Source organism: Halomonas sp. HMF6819 (assembly GCF_044335525.1).
Lineage (GTDB): Bacteria > Pseudomonadota > Gammaproteobacteria > Pseudomonadales > Halomonadaceae > Vreelandella.
The window spans coordinates 178,689-199,205 of record NZ_JBIQVY010000005.1 but is presented as its reverse complement, the minus strand read 5'-3'; the positions used below and the strand labels follow the sequence as shown (position 1 = coordinate 199,205).

26 protein-coding genes are annotated in these 20,517 nt (G+C 58.7%); 11 read left to right on the top strand and 15 right to left on the bottom strand.

Annotated features, from left to right (window positions below; translation table 11 throughout):
• Positions 1–5: 5 nt before the first annotated feature.
• The gene (locus ACGLWX_RS15175; RefSeq protein ID WP_396240929.1) at positions 6–923 is read left to right on the top strand and encodes an MBL fold metallo-hydrolase; all 918 of its coding nucleotides are present in this window, start codon (positions 6–8) and stop codon (positions 921–923) included.
• Here the strand turns inward: ACGLWX_RS15175 and ACGLWX_RS15170 are convergent.
• From ACGLWX_RS15170 to ACGLWX_RS15145, 6 genes are all read right to left on the bottom strand, one after another.
• Positions 913–1,455: a hypothetical protein gene (locus tag ACGLWX_RS15170; RefSeq protein WP_396240927.1), complete on the bottom strand. Its 543-nt coding sequence runs from the start codon at positions 1,453–1,455 to the stop codon at positions 913–915. The two genes, ACGLWX_RS15175 and ACGLWX_RS15170, sit on opposite strands and share 11 nt — an antisense overlap.
• Complete coding sequence (locus tag ACGLWX_RS15165) at positions 1,448–2,311, bottom strand: SUMF1/EgtB/PvdO family nonheme iron enzyme (RefSeq protein WP_396240925.1); 864 nt, start codon at positions 2,309–2,311, stop codon at positions 1,448–1,450. Before ACGLWX_RS15165 ends, ACGLWX_RS15170 begins: the two co-directional genes overlap by 8 nt.
• A 157-nt stretch (positions 2,312–2,468) precedes the next feature.
• Positions 2,469–3,140, bottom strand: coding sequence for a class I SAM-dependent DNA methyltransferase (locus tag ACGLWX_RS15160; RefSeq protein WP_396240923.1), 672 nt, complete (start codon positions 3,138–3,140; stop codon positions 2,469–2,471).
• A 93-nt stretch (positions 3,141–3,233) separates the two neighbouring features.
• Positions 3,234–4,724: a mechanosensitive ion channel domain-containing protein gene (locus tag ACGLWX_RS15155; protein WP_396240921.1), complete on the bottom strand. Its 1,491-nt coding sequence runs from the start codon at positions 4,722–4,724 to the stop codon at positions 3,234–3,236.
• Positions 4,725–4,830: 106 nt separating this feature from the next.
• Positions 4,831–6,105, bottom strand: coding sequence for a type II toxin-antitoxin system HipA family toxin (locus ACGLWX_RS15150; protein WP_396240919.1), 1,275 nt, complete (start codon positions 6,103–6,105; stop codon positions 4,831–4,833).
• Positions 6,102–6,359, bottom strand: a complete 258-nt coding sequence (locus ACGLWX_RS15145) for a helix-turn-helix domain-containing protein (protein WP_252109358.1) — start codon at positions 6,357–6,359, stop codon at positions 6,102–6,104. The genes ACGLWX_RS15150 and ACGLWX_RS15145 overlap by 4 nt, the downstream gene beginning before the upstream one ends.
• A 258-nt stretch (positions 6,360–6,617) precedes the next feature.
• Between ACGLWX_RS15145 and ACGLWX_RS15140 the strand changes: the two genes are divergently transcribed.
• The 6 genes from ACGLWX_RS15140 (at position 6,618) to ACGLWX_RS15115 (ending at position 10,321) form a co-directional block, all read left to right on the top strand.
• On the top strand, positions 6,618–7,361 hold the full coding sequence (locus ACGLWX_RS15140) for a class I SAM-dependent DNA methyltransferase (RefSeq protein WP_396240917.1): 744 nt from the start codon (positions 6,618–6,620) through the stop codon (positions 7,359–7,361).
• Positions 7,362–7,407: 46 nt separating this feature from the next.
• Complete coding sequence (locus tag ACGLWX_RS15135; protein ID WP_396240915.1) at positions 7,408–7,857, top strand: GNAT family N-acetyltransferase; 450 nt, start codon at positions 7,408–7,410, stop codon at positions 7,855–7,857.
• Between the two features lie 101 nt (positions 7,858–7,958).
• Positions 7,959–8,546, top strand: a complete 588-nt coding sequence (locus ACGLWX_RS15130; RefSeq protein WP_396240913.1) for a GNAT family N-acetyltransferase — start codon at positions 7,959–7,961, stop codon at positions 8,544–8,546.
• A gap of 133 nt (positions 8,547–8,679) precedes the next feature.
• Positions 8,680–9,291 (top strand): DNA-3-methyladenine glycosylase I, encoded by a 612-nt coding sequence (locus ACGLWX_RS15125; RefSeq protein ID WP_396240911.1) that lies wholly within the window; start codon positions 8,680–8,682, stop codon positions 9,289–9,291.
• A 124-nt stretch (positions 9,292–9,415) separates the two neighbouring features.
• Positions 9,416–9,838 (top strand): tetratricopeptide repeat protein, encoded by a 423-nt coding sequence (locus tag ACGLWX_RS15120; RefSeq protein WP_252109351.1) that lies wholly within the window; start codon positions 9,416–9,418, stop codon positions 9,836–9,838.
• 9 nt (positions 9,839–9,847) lie between these two features.
• Positions 9,848–10,321 carry a DUF1456 family protein gene (locus tag ACGLWX_RS15115; RefSeq protein ID WP_396240909.1) on the top strand — a complete coding sequence of 158 codons (474 nt, stop codon included), beginning with the start codon at positions 9,848–9,850 and terminating at the stop codon, positions 10,319–10,321.
• A gap of 62 nt (positions 10,322–10,383) precedes the next feature.
• On the opposite strand, the gene ACGLWX_RS15110 is transcribed toward ACGLWX_RS15115, so the two are convergent.
• Positions 10,384–11,826 (bottom strand): hypothetical protein, encoded by a 1,443-nt coding sequence (locus tag ACGLWX_RS15110; RefSeq protein ID WP_396240907.1) that lies wholly within the window; start codon positions 11,824–11,826, stop codon positions 10,384–10,386.
• 294 nt (positions 11,827–12,120) lie between these two features.
• On the opposite strand from ACGLWX_RS15110, the gene ACGLWX_RS15105 reads away from it, so the two are divergent.
• Positions 12,121–12,528, top strand: coding sequence for a DUF4019 domain-containing protein (locus ACGLWX_RS15105; RefSeq protein WP_252109348.1), 408 nt, complete (start codon positions 12,121–12,123; stop codon positions 12,526–12,528).
• Between the two features lie 20 nt (positions 12,529–12,548).
• On the opposite strand, the gene ACGLWX_RS15100 is transcribed toward ACGLWX_RS15105, so the two are convergent.
• From ACGLWX_RS15100 to ACGLWX_RS15090, 3 genes are all read right to left on the bottom strand, one after another.
• Entirely contained in the window at positions 12,549–13,292 is a 744-nt protein-coding gene (locus ACGLWX_RS15100) for a class I SAM-dependent DNA methyltransferase (protein ID WP_396240905.1), read from the bottom strand.
• A gap of 98 nt (positions 13,293–13,390) precedes the next feature.
• Entirely contained in the window at positions 13,391–13,846 is a 456-nt protein-coding gene (locus tag ACGLWX_RS15095; protein ID WP_396240903.1) for a carboxymuconolactone decarboxylase family protein, read from the bottom strand.
• 50 nt (positions 13,847–13,896) lie between these two features.
• Entirely contained in the window at positions 13,897–14,694 is a 798-nt protein-coding gene (locus ACGLWX_RS15090) for a helix-turn-helix domain-containing protein (RefSeq protein WP_396240901.1), read from the bottom strand.
• Between the two features lie 149 nt (positions 14,695–14,843).
• Between ACGLWX_RS15090 and ACGLWX_RS15085 the strand changes: the two genes are divergently transcribed.
• Complete coding sequence (locus tag ACGLWX_RS15085) at positions 14,844–15,263, top strand: MAPEG family protein (protein WP_396240899.1); 420 nt, start codon at positions 14,844–14,846, stop codon at positions 15,261–15,263.
• Here the strand turns inward: ACGLWX_RS15085 and ACGLWX_RS15080 are convergent.
• Positions 15,232–16,200: a GlxA family transcriptional regulator gene (locus ACGLWX_RS15080; RefSeq protein ID WP_252109343.1), complete on the bottom strand. Its 969-nt coding sequence runs from the start codon at positions 16,198–16,200 to the stop codon at positions 15,232–15,234. The genes ACGLWX_RS15085 and ACGLWX_RS15080 overlap by 32 nt on opposite strands.
• A 61-nt stretch (positions 16,201–16,261) precedes the next feature.
• Positions 16,262–16,828 (bottom strand): isochorismatase family protein, encoded by a 567-nt coding sequence (locus ACGLWX_RS15075; RefSeq protein ID WP_396240897.1) that lies wholly within the window; start codon positions 16,826–16,828, stop codon positions 16,262–16,264.
• 190 nt (positions 16,829–17,018) lie between these two features.
• Between ACGLWX_RS15075 and ACGLWX_RS15070 the strand changes: the two genes are divergently transcribed.
• Entirely contained in the window at positions 17,019–17,336 is a 318-nt protein-coding gene (locus ACGLWX_RS15070) for an antibiotic biosynthesis monooxygenase family protein (RefSeq protein ID WP_396240895.1), read from the top strand.
• Between the two features lie 2 nt (positions 17,337–17,338).
• Here ACGLWX_RS15070 and ACGLWX_RS15065 read toward each other — a convergent pair whose 3' ends face one another.
• Positions 17,339–17,941 carry a YqaA family protein gene (locus ACGLWX_RS15065; protein ID WP_252109340.1) on the bottom strand — a complete coding sequence of 201 codons (603 nt, stop codon included), beginning with the start codon at positions 17,939–17,941 and terminating at the stop codon, positions 17,339–17,341.
• A 9-nt stretch (positions 17,942–17,950) separates the two neighbouring features.
• The gene (locus ACGLWX_RS15060) at positions 17,951–18,769 is read right to left on the bottom strand and encodes a DUF1206 domain-containing protein (protein WP_396240893.1); all 819 of its coding nucleotides are present in this window, start codon (positions 18,767–18,769) and stop codon (positions 17,951–17,953) included.
• A 170-nt stretch (positions 18,770–18,939) separates the two neighbouring features.
• On the opposite strand from ACGLWX_RS15060, the gene ACGLWX_RS15055 reads away from it, so the two are divergent.
• Entirely contained in the window at positions 18,940–19,815 is an 876-nt protein-coding gene (locus ACGLWX_RS15055; protein WP_396240891.1) for a helix-turn-helix domain-containing protein, read from the top strand.
• Here ACGLWX_RS15055 and ACGLWX_RS15050 read toward each other — a convergent pair.
• Positions 19,774–20,364: a LysE family translocator gene (locus tag ACGLWX_RS15050; RefSeq protein ID WP_396240889.1), complete on the bottom strand. Its 591-nt coding sequence runs from the start codon at positions 20,362–20,364 to the stop codon at positions 19,774–19,776. The two genes, ACGLWX_RS15055 and ACGLWX_RS15050, sit on opposite strands and share 42 nt — an antisense overlap.
• Positions 20,365–20,517: the final 153 nt, after the last annotated feature.

Genomic DNA, 20,517 nt, shown 5'->3' with positions numbered 1-20,517 from the left:
GAACGATGCTGAGTATAAAAAAGGTTTACCCGCTAGCAGCCTTACTGGGCGCCGCTCTAGCGTTTCCGGCAGCGGTTAGCGCCGATACGGACGTTATCATGCTTGGCACGGGAACACCGGTGCCCAATGGAGAGCGCGCGGGTGCCAGTGTCGCCGTCGTTTATGACGGTGAGGCCTACGTTTTCGATATCGGAGCGGGCGTGACTCAGCGGGCGATCCAGGCCTTTGAGCAGTACGACATCGAGGCGCTGTATCCGCCGAATATCGATCATGTGTTTCTAACCCATCTTCACAGCGATCACATTCTTGATTTTCCCGAATTACTGGGCACCTACTGGTGGCGCAGAGAAAACCCTATCAACCTTTTCGGCCCGGTTGGCACTCGCCAAATGAGTGAGGGCGCTTATCAACTTCTCGCTCTCGATACCGAAACGCGCTTGAGTGACAAGAGCCCGGTGACCAATCCTGATGCAGCCAGAGCCAACGTCAGTGAGTTCGAAGCCCCCGGCATCGTGTTCGAGGAAAACGGCCTGCGGGTCGAGGCATTTCCCGTCTCACATGGCGACTGGGAGGCAGCTTATGGTTTCAAGGTGACGACACCGGACAAAACGATCGTTATTTCGGGCGACACTTCGGCCAATAGCGAAGTCGCTCGCCAGGCGCAGGGTGCTGATGTACTGATCCACGAAGTGATCAGCCGCGATGGATGGAGCGATCTCTCACCCGACTGGCAGGCGTATCATCAGTACGCGCATACGCTGACCAACGAACTTGCCGATATCGCCTCCGAGGCTAACCCAGGCATTCTCGTACTCACTCACGTCCTCCATTACGGCGCGCCTATCGACGGCGTGGTCGATGAGGTCAAGGCGAACTACGATGGCAACGTCATTCTGGGCGAGGATCTCGATATCATCGAGTAGCGCCTGGTAAAACGTGATCGTCGATTTCTTCAAACGCCTGTTCGGCAGAGAGATGAGGCTCGGTTGACTCGAACGTCTTCAAGAGCGACCACTGATAGAGAGGGGTACCGGGGTGTTGGCTGAATTCACGAAGGCCATACACCTCGAACGTAAAATGGCCGGGCCCGAACACGTCGGTCTCCTCGAGATGTTTTCGCGCGACGACCAAAAACACCTCACCTTCGGATTCGAAGAGCTGGTTATCCCGAACGATGATGGCACCCGAGAAAACTCGATGATCGAGCCAGGTGAAGGTATCGCGATCGGTAGCGGGTACAATGGCGAACTCGTCGCTGGGTAGACGGATAAAGAAGGTGAGCGCGTGATGGCTGTACGACATGTTTCGATCAAATATCGAGGCCACAACGTAATCTTCGCGACCGTTGCCGTTGAGATCGATACTATTGATGCCGGCGTCCAGCTCGATGTGGGAAGACGCCGCGGCAGCGCTGCTGAAAAGCATCGCCACACTCACTAAGAATCTTTTAATCATGGGCGGCTCTGATCAGCCTGAAGCCAATGTCGGGCATGCCAAAGCGCGGGGAATGGACATCGCAGCCCGATAGCATGTTATCGACGGCCTGTTGGAAACTGCCGCCGCAGAAGTAGTACAGCGGGATACCCCGTGCGTAATGGTTTCTTTCGTCGATCCACTCCGCTGCATTACCGCTCATATCGTAAAGCCCCAGTGCGTTGGGCCGTTTAGTGCCCACGGGCAGCGTGCCCGAAACGATGCCATTTTCGGCGGGAAAGTTGGCCACGGTGGCCGGTTGCGCGCCTCCCGCGTGAGGGTAGGCGTAGGAGCCATCCGCTAACCCTTCATGGCCACCTCGGGCCGCGACGTGCCACTCGACCATATCCGGCAATCGGTACCCCGAGGCGTCGGATGCTCTCGTTATGTTGACGCTATCATCTTGAGGTGCGTCCTTGAGAGGCGCTCCGTCGGCATTCAGGTAGTAGGGGGCCAGCCCCTGATGTTCGCTCAGGGCATTGGCAAACAGGATGGCATCCCACCAGGTCACGTTGACGGCAGGATGCTGACCGTTATCGTGGCTGTCTGATTCACAGCCGTTGAGCGTGGCGCCATTGCAGGCATCGTTGAGCGCATAGCCTTGCGCCAGTGCCCAAGTCTGTACGTCTCGGTAGAGCCGGTAGGGGACTTCCGTGGTCATTATCTGAAATGATTCGGTAGACAGGTTGGCGTTGCCGATGTAGTCCTGTTCACCAAAATCCGTCCCCACATAAAAGCGGCCGCCTTCGACGGTCGTCTCTTCCGGGAGGTGAAGGCTTGCTTGCGCAAAGAACGGCACGCCAACCAGCCAACACCCGATTCCTGCTATTTTTTTCAAAACGTTTGCCCCAATGCGCCCGATGAATACCCGCTTTTTTGTAAGTCAGTACATGGCTAACGGGCCATCATAAAGTGCGAGGCTTTTTTTACAAGCAATAGCTAATGAAGCAGTTGAAGCGCTTCTTGAATAAAGGGTGAGGGCGCTTAGCACTTCTTCACCGGTGAGCCCCAATGAAAATGATCGACGCAGGTTTCTGCGTTTTGGGATGGATCGGTTCGCGAATATCGAGCAGTTGCAAACCGTTATTCGAGAACAGCTTCATCCAACTGCCAAGCGTTCTAAAATACCAGGGCGCCGGGTCGGTAAAGTTGTCATCGAAGCCTGCCCACGAGCCCTCATGCCAGCCATCGAGGTAAGGCGAAATTGCCGACATCGCGGGATGCAGCGTCTGTACGATAAACACGCCGCCGGGTTTTAAAAGCGTGGGTGCGACGCTGAACAACCCGTCTACCGACGCCTGACCGAGCAGCGAAAAATTACACACCACCGCATCGAACGTCTCATCGATGGCGTGGGCGGCGATCGCCTCATAGGTTAAAACGTGAAAATCTCCTTGGCCCGCTGCCTGAGCACGCTCGACGAGGGCCGGTATGGCGTCGACACCGACCAGACGCTGCACGTAAGGCGCAAGTTCGCGAACGAGCCACCCTTCACCGCAGCCGATATCGAGCACGGTGTTGGGCGAGCGGCTCAGCACAGCCTGCTGGATCGCCTCGTCGGTCACGAGTTTGCGGCTTTCGATATATCCGTCTCTCACTGCGTGGGTCCACGGCGCGGCATTCTTGTGCCAGGAATCGACGATCTTTTCATCACTGTAAGGATTCATTGGGCCTCTACGTTTAGGTGGCAAGCGGTTCTGCGCGGGCTCGAGCCTTTTCTCGGCGGCGCGGTCGAGTTCGTTAGGGGGTGATCGGCTCGTCTACTCTCGGTCTTGGCGCTTGCTTAACAAATCGGTTTCACTGGAGGTCTGGGCGATCTCCTCTTCGACCTTTTTCATTAGCTTCTCGTCGGGCCGTGCGTCGAACACGCCGTCGCTCTGTTCACCCTCGAGTATTCGCCGGGCGCGCGCCCTAGCCTGCTGTTTCTCCTTGTCAGCGGCGGTATCGAGGGCCGGCTCGCTGGAAGCGGCCTCGGGCCGGGTCAGGGCGGGCTCAATAAGCTTTCCATTTTGAAGACGCGCGAGCGACTCTTCGAGCTCAGGGCGAAAGCTGAGCCGATAGATCGGCTCGGGCAGAGTGAAGCCGTGGTGTTCCAGCGCGTGCTTGGTTTCGCGGATGGCTATGCTGCGCGCCTTACCGAAATCCGTGGTGGATTGGTTCACCCAGCCTTGAAACTCCAGCACGATGTTGGAATCCCCCACGTTGGTGATGACACCCACGGACTTGGGTTCGCCCAGCACGAAGGGCAGCCCGTTTAATGCATCGAGGCCAACCTTGATGGCAGCCAGCGGGTCGTCGTTGGCGTCCACGCCCAGCTCAAAATCGAAGCGGCGCTCCGGGTTTTGGGTGTAGTTGAGGATGATGCCCTTGAACACGTCGGCGTTGGGAATGCGCAGCTGGTTGCCTTCCAGCGTCATCAGAATGGTCGCGCGCGAGGTCAAGCGCACCACGATGCCTTCACGGTCGTTGATGACCACGTGATCGCGGGCTTGGAAGGGCTGGCGGATGCTGAGCATAAGTGAGGCGATGTAGTTCTCGATGGTGTCCTTGACCGCAAAGCCGATCGCGATACCGATCACCCCGGCGCCGCCCAAGAGCGTGCCGATGATGGTTTCAGCGCCGACCAGGCTCAACGCCATGATCAGCCCCAGCACCATGAACACGACCTTGACCGTTTGCGCCACCAGCTCCGCGACGAAAGGGTTGGGCGTCACGCGCTGCCACAAGTGCTTGCGATTCGAGAGCCACGCCCCGAACCACGCAACCGCGCCAAAAATCAAAAAGCCCACCACTATCAGCGGAAGCGCCCGCAAAAGGCTCTGGCCCCGCGCGCGTAGCCCCTGGTAGGCGGTGGCGACGTTGTCCTGTACATCCAGAGTGCGGTCGATCGTGTCGTTAACCATGACCACGTCGGTGAGCCGGTTGGCCAAGCCCACTGCCTGCTGCGCCTTACGCTCGTTGGCTGTTTCCCCGGCCAGCGTCACGATCCCCTGGGCCACGCTAACATCGACTGCGGAAAGCCCGTCGATCTCGGAAAAGATGTCGCCAATGCGCTGGGCGATCTCCGCATCCTTTTGCGGCGAGGGCGTAGTTTCGATTTGCCCTGCTGGCGATTCGCCTCTCGGCTCCACCGGGGCGGTAGCATCGTCGCCGGCGTAGGCGAAGGCGCTCAGCAGCATACCCAGCAGCAGTATTGGGGCAAGAAAGCGAAGCGCACTGTGTGTGTGGAGAAGGTGAAAATAAGCGGCCATGACCATCCTTGGTGTCGTCATCGAAATCGGTACGCGTTAGCCAAGTCTAGTGGGTTTTTCTGACTCAACGTGGCCGGGTGCTGAAATACATCGATGCGCTACATATTTACCAACGCTCTGCCTTTCGACACTGCTTGTGGATATGCTGGCGCTGCTGCTGAAGACGTGTCCAGCCTTTTTCGGGCAGGCCGGCCGCCAACAAGTGGCTCTTGAGCTCGTTTGAATCGCTGCATGCCAGAAGACTTTGACGCAATCGCTCGATTTCGCGCTTTATGAAGGGGTAGCTCATGCGACTTTGCGTGGCCAGCGCCTGCCAGTCACGTGGCAAAAGCTGCTGAGCGTTGGTTTGTTCGCCGATGGAAAAGGCGAGATGTGGATCGAACCCCAGTACCACCGTTCCGACCAGGTCGTAGGCCGGTGCCATGTGCCACTTGCCTTTATCATCCTGAAGTAGTGACACGTTCTTTGCGTGTCCGTCGCTATTGCCGACGAGCGCGTTGAAAATTTGCCAGCGTAATAACTGCGTAAGCGCGAGGGCCGGCGGTTTGCAGACCTCCCTAACGCGCTGTATGCACGCAGCAAAATGCGGCCCGCCGTGTTCCTGGTATTTTCGTGTGCGGGCAATACCTAAGGCTTGGCATAAATCTTCCTGATGTATCCGTACGTGTTGTCCGTTTACGTTGTTGCGATCAAAACGCTCGACGATCAGTAGCGCGTGTTTTCCCGTATGGCGTACGAACGTGGCCGGGCAGGGCAGACCTATCAGGCTTGCGAGCGTATTAAGATACAGCTCGTTATAAATGATCAGGTCGCGCCCCTCGACCGCGAATTTAACGATGTGGGACGAAGGCGACAACCCTTGGGGCAAGTGGAAACGTTCGTTTTGCCAGATGACCGGTATTTTATCCTGGGCCCCGGCTAGTGACAGGCGCGGCTGGACAGCGTCTGCAGAAGGGTGAAAAAGCGCGTAGCGCTGTTTGAAGCTCGCCCATTCGTTGAGATCGGTCGGTGAGAGAGGCACGCTTGCTGAATGTGTCTCTAGCGCATTGGGGGTGAGGTGAGGCGGCAAAACCAGGAGCTCGCCAGCGCAATCACCGCCAATCGCGGCCAGTAGCGCAAAATCGTCATCGGGAATACCTAGCTGGCGGATCAGCGCGGCCCGTGCCTGCTCTTCGGGAAGCAGGTTGCCGAACCAGTGGTGGGCCGTCAGCGTCTCGGGCGGCCAGAGGCGTTGATCAAGGGGCAAGCTATTGGAGATGGCGTGCCCGTTGACCTGCCATTGGGCATCGTATTCGAACCCCATTAAACGACCATCATCGCCGCGCCACAGCGCGCCAACCCGTTTTCGGCCGGACCAAACGTTCAAGTGATCAGGCATCATGTATCGATATCCGTAGGCTGTGCCGAAAGCTCGATTCCCAGCGTTTCCAGTACCAGCAGAACCCGCCCCAAACCGCAGGAGGCTCGGCCGTTTTCCAGCTCGCTGAGAAAGCGTATGCTCACGCCACAAAGCCCGGCCAGGGTTTCAAGGGTCAGCGCTTGGCGTTTGCGCGTTTGGCGGATGAGCAGGCCCAGGTCTTCTGCGCGGGTAACGGTCAAGGGCGTAGCGCTGGCGGGAATCCGAGAAGTACTCATAGGCTATTTTTTTTCCTTATAAGGAAAAATTGAATCGAATAAGCGCTAGTATAGCGTTTTTATCCCTATTGGGAAAATACGTATTCATCAAAGTGTCAATGCTCTGTTTTTATCCTTGTAGGGAAGATTTTGAGAGTGGGCGAGAGAACGCGTCGAGGGCAAAAAAAGGCTTGTTCTCTTGGGCCATGCAGATTTAATTATTTAAATAGATGCTGAGAATGACACCAGGTGGAAAAGCCGTTGTTTAGGGAAGCCGAAATGACCGGGTATTTCGCCGATAAAGGCGTTGGGCAGCGATATGATCGATATCGTCCGAAAGCCCATCAGGCACTTTTTCAGATCATGAAGCTTCATCTACCTGTCGAGCGTTTTGAACGAGCGGTGGATGTCGCGTGCGGTACTGGCGACTCTACCGTTCCCCTGCTGGATATAGCCCGGGATGTCGTCGGTATCGATTCATCGAGCGAAATGTTGAACATTGCACAAGAGCGTGGTTTTGCGGTCAGAAAAGCGGATTACACCGCGCTTGCCGAGCTGGGCCGTTTTGACCTTATCTCCACGTGCATGGCCTTTCATTGGTTCGACGTTGCACAAGCGGTGGCTGTTTATAAAGCTGCGTCCCAGCCTGGGGCTGTCTGGATCGTTTACAATTTCTCATTTTTGGGGCATGCGACATCGCACCTGTTCAACGAATGGTTTCGTAACGACTATCTGGCACGATATCCATCACCGCCACGTACTCGCTACGAAAACATGAAGCTCACCGACGACCCCGAACTCTGCACTCTGGCAAGCGAAAAGGGCTGGCTGCCGATAACATTCTCGCTCGACTCTCTGGTGGGGTATCTCACCACGCAGTCGAATATTGAAGACGCCGTTCGAAAGGGCAGGGACCTGAACGCCATTGTGTCCGAACTACGCGAAGACCTTTCCTGTATTGATCTGACCGGCACCTTCCAATACGCCTACTCCTACGAGATTCTGCAGTACGCCGGGCGCTAATCAAGACTGCCGCACAATCACTTGGCGCATTTCGTTCGAGGTGAACGTGGGCTACAAAGAGGTGTGCGCCGGCGAGGTTCCCCTTCCGCTTTTACTTGAAGCGGATCCCTCCGAGCGCAGCATTGCATCCTATCGGAAGAACGCGTGGTGCTTCGCTGTGCACAGCGCCGGTGAAACGATTGGCGCATGTATCGTTAAACCGATCGGCGTGAAGACCGCCGAAATTTTCAATATCGCGGTATGCCCGCCGTTTCAGAAGCAGGGGATAGGCTCTGGCTTGCTGAGCTATACGCTAGGTGAGCTTAAAGCCAGGAACATGCAGCGGGTAGAACTCAATACCGGGGCGTTCGGCTATCAACTGACCTATTATCAGCGCCACGGGTTCCGAGTCGATCGAGTCTTGAAAAATCATTTCCTGGAACATTATTCCGAACCGATCATCGAAAATGGCTTGCAACACCTGGATGCGCTGAGACTATACCGTGTACTCGATTGACACCAGACGTTCTCACTCTGCGAGTGGCATCATTGTGGCCCCGCCAGGCTCTGTCAAATGGCGTGCCGGTATGCGATAACTTAATAAGCAATAGCTTATCAATGTCGCAAGCGATACGAGGAAAAGGGATGCGCTACCTTGAAACTCACAGGCTGCGGCTTCGTCCGCTTTCTCTAAACGATTTGTCGGCTCTCACTTCAATTCTGGGTGACCCAGAGGTCATGAAATATTCCATACGCGGTGTATTCGATGAAGCGGCCACACGCCAATTCATCGAGTGGTGCTGTACGTGCTATGCAGCCCACGGAATGGGCCCAATGGCGCTGGTGGAGAAGGATACTCACCTGCTGATCGGTTTTTGCGGCGTCAGTCCGGAAGAAATCGGTGGCGTTGAAGAGATCATGCTGGGATACCGGCTGGCCGCGCGCTACTGGAATCAGGGCTTTGCTCCCGAGGCGGTGAGGGCAGTGCTCGATCAAGCGTTCAACGAGAAATCGCTGCCCTCAGTCGTTGCCCTGATCGAGCCAGAACATACGGCCTCGCAAAAGGTCGCCGCGAAAGCAGGATTCGATCATTTCGAGATTCAGGAATATCACGGCTGCACGTTGCGAATGTATCGTCAGACGCGGGAACAGTGGTGCTCTAGTAAAGGAAACATGACAGAGGGTGGACTGGTATCGTTGCGCTGATCGCTTTCGGGTCTTCAAGGTTTTTTCACCTGCTTGTAAGCTACTGTGAGGCCGTCGTGCACGCCAAAGCACCACACATCAAACCGCCACTTTTAAGCTGCTTACTCGTTTTGACTGATCGGATGCCGAGTTGATGGACAAGACTACTCAAAGCCTGGACGGAAAACGCCGCTGCGCTTGGTGCGCGGTAGCACCTGACGTGCTCGAGCCTTATCACGATTTTGAGTGGGGTTTTCCGGTCGCCGATGATCAGCGACTGTTCGAGAAGATCAGCCTGGAAGGGTTTCAGGCGGGGCTGAGCTGGCGCACGATTCTGGCCAAGCGCGAGCATTTTCGCTCGGCGTTTGCCGGGTTCGATTTTTATCGGGTGGCCGCTTTCGATGAAAGCGATGTCGAGCGCCTGCTCAAGGACGCCGGCATCGTTCGCCATCGCGGCAAGATCGAGGCGGTGATCAATAACGCTCGGCGCGCTTGCGAGATGGTCGAAGAGCAGGGGGCGCTGGCGGCGTATTTCTGGCGCTTCGAGCCAGAGAAAGGTGAGATCGCCAGCCCGCAAAGTGTCTCCACGTCGCCGACTTCAGTGGCGCTCTCGAAAGATCTCAAGAAACGCGGCTGGAAATTTGTCGGCCCCACCACGGTGTTCGCCTTCATGCAGGCGATGGGGATGATCAACGATCACGCGGAGGCGTGTTTTCTACGTCCGCGCATCAAGGAGGCGCGCCGGGCGTTTACCCGGCCCACTTAATTCACTTTCGATAACGCTTGAGAATATAAATAGCAAAGCCCGCAGCGGCCACGCACGTTACAATGGTGAAAAGGCCGCCCTGTGAAGCAGCCGCGTCCATTCATTCGATTTTCAAGGTAGTGCTGTGATCAACACCAAACTTCACAAGGCCGTGTATGAACTGGCCGAAAAGCTGATGCGCGCGGCTCACAAGGAGGACCGTGAGGCGTTCGAGGCGCTTTATGGCGAGCTCGAGGCGATCTGTATCGACAACGAGTACACCGAGAAGGATCACCCGGAACAGTGGGAAACGCTGGCGGACTTCACCGAAGAATCAGATGAGGCGCTAGCGCTTTACCAGAAAGCGCTGGATAAAGCCGCGGCCCGGCCCTTGCCGGATTACGTCGCCTCAATCGGTTACTCCATGGCGACGCTTCAGGTGGAACTCGATGAGTCGGATGCCGCCCTCAAGAGCCTGCGCCAGGCCAAAGCCAGCGCCGCGCACATCGAAGACGACGAGCTAAAAGCCGAGATCGACGCGCTTTTGGCCACGCTGACCTCCCGTTAGGATTAAACGTTGACCAATAACGATATTTTTCGCCGCCTTCGCTACGCCTTCGACCTGAAGGACACCGCCATCGTCACCATTTTCAAGCTGGCTGACGTCGATGTGTCGCTGGAGCAGGTCACCGCCTGGCTCAAAAAGGATGACGACGAGGCCTTCAAGTCAATGCGAGACAAGGACTTGGCGGGGTTCTTGAACGGCTTCATCAGCCACAAGCGCGGCAAGCGTGAAGGCCCGGCGCCGACGCCGGAGCCCAGCCTCACTAATAACCAGGTGTTTCAGAAGCTGCGCATCGCCTTGAATCTGCAGGCCGAGGACATTTTAGCGCTGTTCGAAAGTGAAGGATTGCCGCTGAGTGCCCACGAGCTGAGCGCCTTCTTTCGCAAGCCCAGCCACAAGAACTACCGCGAGTGTAAGGACCAGGTGCTGCGCACCTTTCTAATGGGCCTGCAACACCAGCACCGTCCAGCGTCGCCGGCTTCCTAAGCGGTAGCGCTCGACACCAAAAAGGCCACCTCGACAGGTGGCCTTTGGCGTTGGGGGGAGAGTTAGAACTCGAAGCCGAAGTTGGTCAAAAACGCGGTGTTCCAGCCGTCGTCGACCGGCGAGCCGAAGTAGTCCAGCCCGTTCTTGTTCGAGACGATATCGAACCAGGCGAAGAACGGTCCGGCGGTCATTTGCACGCCCAAATCGTTGACCATCGGGTTCTGCTGATCGCCGAAGCCACCGTTGAGGGCGGTAAAGTCTCCCGATGGATCGATAACGCTGAAGTCGTTGAAGAAGAAGAGGCTTTCGACCGGGCCCCAGTCCACGTCCAGGTTGTAGCCTACGCTTGCCGAGTAGATCTCGCCCTGGGCGGGGATCAGGTAGTTGAAGTTGAACGCGCCGATCTGCAGGGCGTTGTCGGAAATGCCCGATGTACTCTCTGCCGGGTTTTTGGCGTTGTACTCGTAGGTGGTGGCCTGGGCCAGGGTGCGCCAGTTGCCGTAGCTTCCGTCCACGCCGAGTGCTGCCGACCAGTTGTCGCCGCTACGTTCGGTGTTGCGGTTGTAGAGCTGACCACCTTTCGCCGACACGTTCACTTGGGTGGCGTAGTCGGTGTCATGGCCGAAGGTGTAGCCCACGCGCGCCGCGACCTGATTCTCTTCGCTGTTGCCCTGGGCGCTATCGCCTACGGCGTTGGCGCCGTAGTGCTCATTGCCATTGCCCAGGCTGTCGCTTTTGAAAAACGCAAGCGACGTGTCCCAGGGCCCGGCGGAGTGGTCCCACTTCAGGCCGGCATTCTGGTTATCGTTGAAGCCCGCGATATACCCCAGGTTGCCGTACCAGCCCAGGTAGCCGTAGTCCATGTTGCCGAAGGGCGTTTGCACCAGGCCCAGCTTGAACGAGTCTTGCTCGGTGGGGTTGTAGCCGATCCAGCCGTGCTGCAAAAAGTGGTAGTCGTCGTAAAAGCGGTAGGCCATCGAGTAGTCGATAGCGCCGGTTTCGCCCTGAACGGTGACGACGAACTTGCCGAAGTCGAGATCGCCCGAGGTGTCCTTGCTCTGGCTGTCCCAGTCGTTGACGCTGCCGCTGAGTTCGAGCAGCCCGCCAATTTCGACCTGCTGCATCTCTTCCAGCGCTTGCTGGTTTTGCTGGGCAAGCTGGGCCTCTTCGCCGTTGGCCGAGGTGCCCGTGGCGGTGCCTTCGCCATAAGCGTCCTGGCTTGCGTTGCTTTGAGTCGAGCCGGTTTGGCTGGAGCTGCTCTGGTCGGAACTGCTCTGGCCGGAAGTGCCCTGATTCGATGCCATCGACTGATCATTATTCGATGCGCCCTGGGACTGCTGGCGCTCGAGCTGCTCGATGCGCTGCTGCATCTGATTGAGCTGAGCGCGCAGCTCGTCGATGGTTTGAGCGTCACTGGTCTGCGCCTGGGCGCTGGAGAGCATGGCCGCAAAAACGCTAAGCCCGAGTGCCAGCCGCTTGAACTGGCATACGTGTGGGTAGGACATGATGATTTCCTTGCGAATGTCGTTTTATATGCCGTTTTTAATTATTGATAGCCGGCTGGATTGCATACCGCCGGTTTGAGAGGGCGATATGCGGGGGAGCGTGAGAGGTGGCTCCGCTCACTACCCTAGTGACAAGGCCAGGCTAAAGCAAATACGGCACCAGCCGCTGGCACCCACGCCGGCTGAATAAATAAAGGTTAGCGTTTTGCGCTCTATAAGGCGTAGTACGGGCTAAAGCCCGCTGCCGCACGACCGATATAAAGAAGACACCCGTTTTTTTTATACGAGGCCTTCATGCCTACTTCGCACCGCGCCTTAATAGCGGCTTTCGCTTTATCCGTGCTACCCGCCCACGCCAATGCCCACAGCGACCCCGCGGAAACGGCGGTGATGGCCTGGCTTGCCAGCATCGATAGTGGCGAGTTCGAGAAAGCCTGGGAATCGTCGTCTCCGCTTTTGCAGCGCCCGCTATCGCCGGACATGCTGGCGCGCACCGTGGAACTTGCGCGAAAGGACATGGGGCCGGTGGAGTCGCGCCGTCCGCTGCGCGTGATCAGCGAAACCTCCATGCCCGGCGCGCCCCGCGGGGATCTCAAGGTTTTTACCTTTCAAACCAGCTTCGCTAACAGGCAAGTGACCGAGACCGTCACGCCGCACCTCGAGGATGGGGCTTGGCGGGTAAGCGGCTACTACGTGCAGTAGCCGACGTTTTCAGCGTCGCGTTACCCCTTTACGCACACGAACAGCGCGTTGCCCGTCTCGCCGTTCCAAGGCGTGATCGCCTCGAAATCATGTTCGAACACCTCGACGGTGAAGTAGGGCCTTAATAGCGCGACCAGCTCGCCAAAGTTCACGGCGACCATGGCGTGTTCGTCGACCCAGCGCTCGCTCTGCCCGGCGGTGGTTTTCTCGATGCTGAGTCTTAGCGACTGGCGCTCTCCCTGGCCTGGGTAGTGCCAACCCGAGCTGAACGTAAACGTATCCTCTTCTCGGCGTGCGGTGTGTTTGACCGAAAGGGCGTTGTCGATCTTCTCCTTGTCCACGGCGTTGAAGCAGAACACGCCGCCCGCCTCGAGCGCACGCCAGGCGCTTTCGATACACGCCTTGAGGCGCTCGACGTCCGCGCTGTAGTGAATCGAGTAAAGAAAGCAGGTGATCAGATCCTGCGGCTCGTCGACAACGAAGTCGCCCATGTCCTGTTGGCTGAAACGCGCCTCGGGGCAGCGCCTGGCGGCTTGTTCCAGCATGGGCGGGTTGAGGTCGAGCCCGGTGCTTTCAAAGCCTGCATCGAGAAAATGGCGCACGTGGGGGCCGGTACCGCAGGCAAGATCAAGGTGGCGGCGCCCGCCGTTGCCGAAGAGTTGATTCAAGCGCTCTACGGCGCGGCTCTGCGCCGGGTAGTCGATCTCCTCGCACATGACATCGTAGTAACGAGAAAGATCGGTATACAGGGCATTGGCGGACATGACGGGCAGCGCTCGAGAAGGGGGTGGCGCATGGTAAACGAGCGCTTGGGGTTTTAGAAGCCCGGTATCAAAAGGCCCTCAAGATGAGCAATCGCCGCTTACATCACCCTATCCGGGGCGAACCGCATGCTGACCGCGAGCCGGTTCCAGCCGTTCATGGCGATCACGATAGAGGTAAACGCGAGCAGATCGCGCTCGCCGAATGCGGCGAGGGTTTGATCAAAGGTCGCGTCATCGATGGCGTGCTGGTGAACCAGCGTCAGCGCCTCGGCCCAGGCTAGTGCCGCGCGCTCGAGCGGATCGAACGCATCTACCTCCGCCCACACCGGCAGTACGTCCAACCGCGCCTGGCGCTCGCCGCTGTCGCGCGCCTCTTCGGCGTGCAGGCGCTGACAAAAGGCGCATCCGTTGAGCTGCGAAACGCGCAGCTCCACCAGGTGCTTGATGGCCGGGGTCACACGGCTCTTCGGGGCGAGGCGTGAAAGCGTGATTAATGGGGACTTGAGCCACGGAGCGAGTTGGTACACCTGCTGGCGCGATAAACGTTCGGTCATGGGGGAGGCCTCATCAGTGAATGAAGCGCCAGCGTAGGGTCCCTCGCGCGCTACGCCTTGTAGATTTGCGACAGTTTGCGCTGCCGGTAGGCGCCGGGCGCTTCCAGCGCGAAACGCTTAAAAGCGTGACTGAAGTGCGATTGGTCGTGATAGCCGCAGGTCAGGGCGATCTGTGCCAGAGGCTGGCGGGAACCGATCAACGCGCGGCGAGCGTAGTGCAGCCGAGCAAACGCCATTAATTGGCCGGGGGAGACACCTGCCTCGCGCTCGAGCCGGCGCTCAAGCGTGCGCCTCGATAGCCCGAGCCGCGCTCCCGCCTCTAATGGCGAGCAGGAAAGCCGCGAAAGCGCTTCGACCAACTGTGGCGTCCGGCTGGGCGCCGTAAGCGTCGTTAGCCGCTGGCATAGCCAGGCATCCAACAGCGCCAGGCCCTCATCAGGCGTCAAACGATAGAGCCGCTCGGCCACGCGCGAAAGGCTCGCCTGCCAAGGCGGCGAGCGTTCACTGCCATCCAGAAGGTAGTGAGTGTCGGTAAAGCGCGATGGCGAAAGCCCCAGCAGGGCGTAGGCGCCGGCGGGCCTGAAACGAACCCCCAGTTTGCGAGCGGGCGTATCCCATGTCTCAAAAAGAGTATGGCGGTTGACACACAGCGTGATCGTCGGGTTGAGCGGGTCGAGTGTGATGGTGAGGCTGGCGCCGGCATCGGGGTAGAGCTTCTCGCTGCCCGCAAAGCCGGGTTTTCGCTCGAGCCTCCAAAGGCACTGCACCCAGGGGGAGAGCCCGGCACTGGGCGAGCGCGGGTAAAAATTCAGCCGGGCCGCACTGTCTGGCAAAATCACATCGCGCATGGGGGTAGCTGCCTAAAAACTCTCGATGAGCGTCTATTGAACACCGGCGGTGTTTTCCCCGCTAGTACAAGCGTCGGCTATGCTTACAGTGGCTTTAAGCCGTGGCAGGGTTTGTCGCGGCGGCCATCAACCGATACAAGGAGGCCTTCATGGATGACGCTGTTTACTGGTACGCCATGGCGACGGTGCTGCTATTTGTCAAAATGTGGGCGACCGGGCTGTATCAGGGGTATCACCGCATTACCAAAATGACCTTTAAGACCCCCGAAGACGCGCGCATGGCAGGGAAGGAGCCAGCACAGGAGGAGCTCCCTCAGGTGCAGCAGGCGAGCAAGGCCTGGTCCAACGATCTGGAGAATATCCCCATCTTTTTGGCCCTGGGCATGGCCTACGTGCTGGTTGGGGCGTCGCCCGGGCTTGCCATGTGGCTGTTCATGGGGTTCACCGCGGCGCGCTACGCGCATACGCTCGCGTATCTTGCACGCCTTCAGCCCTGGCGCACCATCGCCTACGGCGTGGGGCTTGTGTGCATGATCGTCATGGCAATTCAAATTGTGCTGGCGCTGTAGTCGCTACCGCTTGGCCGGGATGGGCGCGGCGCCACTCGCTGGGCGGGCGCGTCTCCAGGCGCGCCCAGCAGCGGCGAAACTGGCGCTCATCACCGAAGCCGGTCTCGTCGGCGATGCGGCCGAGCGTCCAGGTAGTTTCCACCATCAGGGTTTTGGCACGCTGTAGTCGCAAACCGCTGATGTAGTCGCTTACCTGCATGCCGGTCAGCTGTTTGAACTGACGGCGGAAATGTCGCTCGCTCATGGCGGCCTGGCACGCCAGCACCTCTGCCCGCCAGGCCTTCGCGGGGGCGGCGCAAATGGCGTCTTGCACGCGATGAATACGCTCATCCACGTGATTACGGCCTTCCAGCCAAGCGCCGAGCTGGGGCTCCTGACCGCTGCGGCGTAAATAGAGTACCATTTCGCGCGCCACAGAAAGCCCCAGTGCGTGGCCGCCCACGCGTGTCAACCAGTGCAGCATGGTATCGATACCCGTGGAAATACCCGCACTGGTTAAATAGCGCCCGTCTTCGATGAAGATACAGTCGCCCTGCACGCGGGCCTTCGGCGCCTTCTCGCGCAGCTGATCCAACAGGGTGTGGTGGGTGGTGCAGCGGCGGCCGTCAAGCAGGCCGCCCTCGGCCAACAACAGGGTAGCGGAGCACACCGTCATCATGGTGTCGACCTGGTTAACGTTGGCTCTCAGCCACTCGATGCACGCCCGCTGGGCTAACGGGTCGACCGCGCTGCGATACTGACCCGGGATCAGCAGCAAGTGGTGATGCGAAAGCTCCAAAGGCAGCGGCGCGATGCCGCCCAGGGTAAGAGGCCCCAGCCACTCGAGCGCCGTGCTCGGCCCCAGGTAGCTGATCTCAACGCTCAAGGAGAGGCGTTCGGCACAGTGCAGTACCTGCAGCGGTCCGATCAGATCGAGCGGCACCTGGCCTGGCATCATTAGCACCGCCACCCGCAGGGGGGCATTCTCACCTACGGGCGGCGAATTCAAGGGTCGAAAGCTAGTCACGCTGGGTTTGCCACTCATCGATCATGTTTTGAGTATCGATGATACGCGCAAAGCGGCCCTCCAGCACCAGCTCCGTGCGCGCCTTGATATCCTCGGCAGACCAGGTCACACCGTGGCGCGTCATAGGAAAGGTGAGCGTGGCGTCGCTGACGAAGTCGACCGCAAACCCCAGATCCGAGCCGACCCGCGCGGTGGTTTCGCAGCACTGCTCGGTACGAATACCGCTAATCGCCAGGCGCGAGATGTCGCGCTCGCGTAGCCACTGTTCGAGCCCGGTATCGCTAAACGCGTTGTGCACGCGCTTGTGGAAGGTCGCGGCCGCTTCATCCGCGAAGCCGTCGAGCGGGCGTATCAGGCCGTGATCGGGGTCGAAAGGCCCGTGACTTCCCGGGGCCTCGTGAAAGATCCGCACGATGGGAATGTTCAGCGCCTTGGCGCACTCCAGCAGGGCACGCTGATGGGGGCGCCAGGTCTCGAAAAGCGATTGTACCCAGTACTCCTTGGCGGGAAAGGAGGCTTGAACATCGATCAAGAGTAAAGCGGTCGTTGGGTGAGTCATGGCAGGCTTCCTGGTTGAGTGAAACGAGAGCTTAACGAGGCAGCGCCACTGCTACGATACGTGCTTCGGCCAGAAAGCGGACATTTACGGACATTTTATAATCGATTGAGAAAAAAGGAGTTTTAGGCTTGATCGAGCTCGATCGCCACGCTTAGGATTTTAAGGCCCAAACGACCACAGGACCCCGCCCATGTCTTTAATCGCCCAAACCCCCGAGCCGCCTTACTATGCGGTGATTTTTACCTCGATTCGCACCGATGTCGATGAGGGGTACGGCGAAATGGCCGGGCGCATGGTGGCGCTCGCCGCCGAGCAGCCAGGCTTTCTGGGCGTGGAGGCCGCCCGGGAAGAGGTAGGGGTGACGGTCTCCTACTGGGCGGATATCGCTTCGATCAAGGCATGGAAGGCCCACGCCGAGCACTTGGAAGCCCAGCGGCTGGGCCACCGGCGCTGGTACCGGCATTTCAAAACGCGCATTGCCAAAGTCGAGCGGGAGTACGGTATCTAGCCTCACATGACCTGCCCCGCGAGAAACTGCAAAATGAGGGTGAGCAGTAATACGGCTACGCCAGCCACCACGCTGGTCAGAAGGGCGTGGCGCTTCCAAAGATCCAGCACCCGATGACCGAAGCGACTGACCAGCCAAGCCAGCCCGTAGTAGCGAAGCCCGCGAGCGATCAGCGCGGCGAGCGCGAACAGCAGCACCGGGTAATTCGAAAGCCCGGCGGTGATCATGGCCACCTGAAACGGAATCGGCAGGATACCGATGGCCAAAATGGCGGCGAAGCCGTACTGGTTGAAAAACGTCTGGAAAGACTGAAAGCTCTGCTCGATCCCCATAAAGGTGATGAACCAGGTGCCGATCGACTGAAACAGCAAAAGCCCCACGCCATAGCCGACCAGCGAGGCCAGCAGGCAGCCGGCGGTGGTGACCGCCGCCAGCCGCCAGATGCGCTCACGGTTGGCCGCCATTAGCGGAATCAAAATGAGTTCGAGCGGAATAGGCAAAATGATCGTTTCAAGAAACGACAGCGTACCTAGAAGCCAGAGCATGTTTTTGGAGCCATTCAGGCGTGCAAGCCACGCTTTGGTACGCTTCGATGCCATGGCCATGTGTGTTTTCTACATCCCCGGGTTGATGCGGCGATAGATACTCGCCAGCACGCTGTAGGCGCCAAAGGCGAAAAGCCCAATGGCCACAAAGGCCAGCAGCCACTGACCGAAGGCTTGGGTGCGAAGCGCTGAGAACACCTCTTCGGTGCCGCCCGCTTCGCTGGGGTTGATATGATAGGCCGCCGTGATGAAAAAACCGCCGACGATCAAAAAGACGATGCCTCGTATGACCAGGCCGAAGCGGCACACCGGGTACGCCCAGCGCTTGGTGGATTCGGGCATGTCGAAGTGTTTGTCGAACTTGGCTTTTACTCCCTTGATACAGTGAGCGATCCCCGCGCCGATGATGCAAAGCCCCACGAAGCCGACCAGGTAGCGGCCGAAGGGCTGCTCGAACAGCCAACCCACTGTGCCTTGCGAACCACCAGAGCCACCGGAGTCGCCGGAGGAGCCACCGAAACGAAAGATCAGCGTACCGGCGTAAAACGCCAGCAGAGTATGGGTAACCGCGCTGATCAAAAGGCCGGCGCGGATGGCAAGGCCCTTGGCCTCACTACCGTGAGCGTCGGTGTCCTTGATCGCCTGGATGCAGCGCCACATGGCGTAGCCCAAAAGCCCGAGCGCGATCAGCCCAAGCAGCACCTTACCGAACGGTGCGGCGAGAAGACGCTCGAGCGCCCCGCGGCTGCCCTCGGTTTGTCCGCCCTGGCCGAAGGCGGCTAACGCCGCCAGCCCCCCGACCAGCAAATAGACGATACCGCGAGAGGCGTAGCCCATCCGGGCGTAGAGTTGAACGGCATCTTTATGATCGGGCGTGTTGTAAGCCACGATGTCCTCCTGACTAATTGGCAAGACTTCATCATCCTGAATGAAGAGGTGGCCCGAGCCGGACGCTTAAAACCCACCCTTAGCGTAGGTGATACAGTGCCAAAGGCCTAACGCTTTCCGCATTGCCGTTTTCGGCAATCGGTCAATACGTATTTTCGAAAGGTACGGCGATGAACGCATCGACTCCTCTTTTTTGGCGCGATCCGCGTCTGCCTCAGGTAGAGCTTCGCTGCATTGGCGATGCGCGCCAAGTTGCCTACGCCCGACATAGCCATGCGCAGTGGTCGCTTGGCGCAGTCACGCGGGGGCGAAGCACGTTCTACTACCGGGATGACACTCATGCCATTTGCGCGGGGGATTTGGTCATGATGAACCCGGGCTGGGTCCACGCCTGTAACCCCATCGAGCAGGAACCCTGGGCGTATCTGATGCTGTACGTGGATACCGATTGGGTGAGCGAGCTGCGCTACCGCTCGGGGCTTTCAAAATCACCCGAATGGCAGGATATTCCTACGGCGGCGCTGTCGACGCCCGTACTTTACCGGCGTTATCGGCGCATGGCGGCTTTATTGCTGGACGAGCGCGCAAACCTTGCGCGCAAACGTGGAGCGCTCACCGAGACGCTTTTAGCGGTATTTTCTCACGTGCAATCAGGCTCTGAGCGCTCTTCAATGAAGGTGCCGGCGCCGCTCGAGCGCTTGGCGGCCTATCTCGATCATCACGCGCTGGAGCGGCTCACGCTCGAACGACTTTGTCGTATAAGCGGTTACAGCAGTGGGCACCTGATTCGCGCGTTTAAGCATCACTACGGCATGACCCCCCGAGCCTATTTGATCAATCGACGCGTTCAGTTGGGGCGCGAATGGCTAAACCAGGGCCACTCCATCGCGGAGACGGCGCTAGCGCTGGGTTTCAACGACCAGCCCCATTTTCAGCGTACCTTCAAGCGACTGCTCGCTGCCACGCCGCATCAGTATCGAACCCACTCAACCGGGAAGTCTGCGCTAGTCCAGCACGATGAACAGGCAGCTCACGGCCAGCAGTAACGCAAGCACACGGTTGACCACGACCAAAAGGGTCGGATTGGCCACGTAGCGCTTCAGAAACGCCCCGGCAAAGACCCAGCATGAAAGCGACAGCCAGCAGATGGGAAGGTAGAGCGCGGCAAACAGTAGCGTGTGTTCGGCGTTGGCACCGGCGTAGGCGCTGATGCCGGACGCCGAGGCGAGCCACGCCTTGGGGTTGAGCCACTGCATCAAGGCACCGCTCAGAAATCCCGGCGCTCGGGCGTTGAAGTTTTGGGCGAGCCGCCCGTTGTCCAACGCAAGCTTGGCACTCAGGTAAAGCAAAAACGCCACGCCTGCCCAGCGCAGCAGAACCTCGAACGCTGGCCAGAGACTCAGCAGCGAATAGAGCCCGGCGCCTACGCTCAAAAACAGCGCAATAAAGCCAAGCGTGGCGCCGGTGACGAATACCAGCCCCCGTGCGACCCGGTAGTGGATGCCGCTGCTCATGCACACCAAATTGACCGGGCCCGGCGAGATGGAGGCGGCCAGTGCAAAGGCTGACATCGGCAGCAGTAGCGAGACGCTCATCGTAGTGCTCCTTGGCTAACGAGAGCCCGAAGTATTTCAGCGCTGGGCGCGCGGGTATTGTAAAAAATTGATGTGGTCACAGACCGGTGCGAAAGGCCAGGTGTGACGAGGCTTCATCAAGGAGTGCGCAGGATTCGGGTCGGCAGCCGGTCG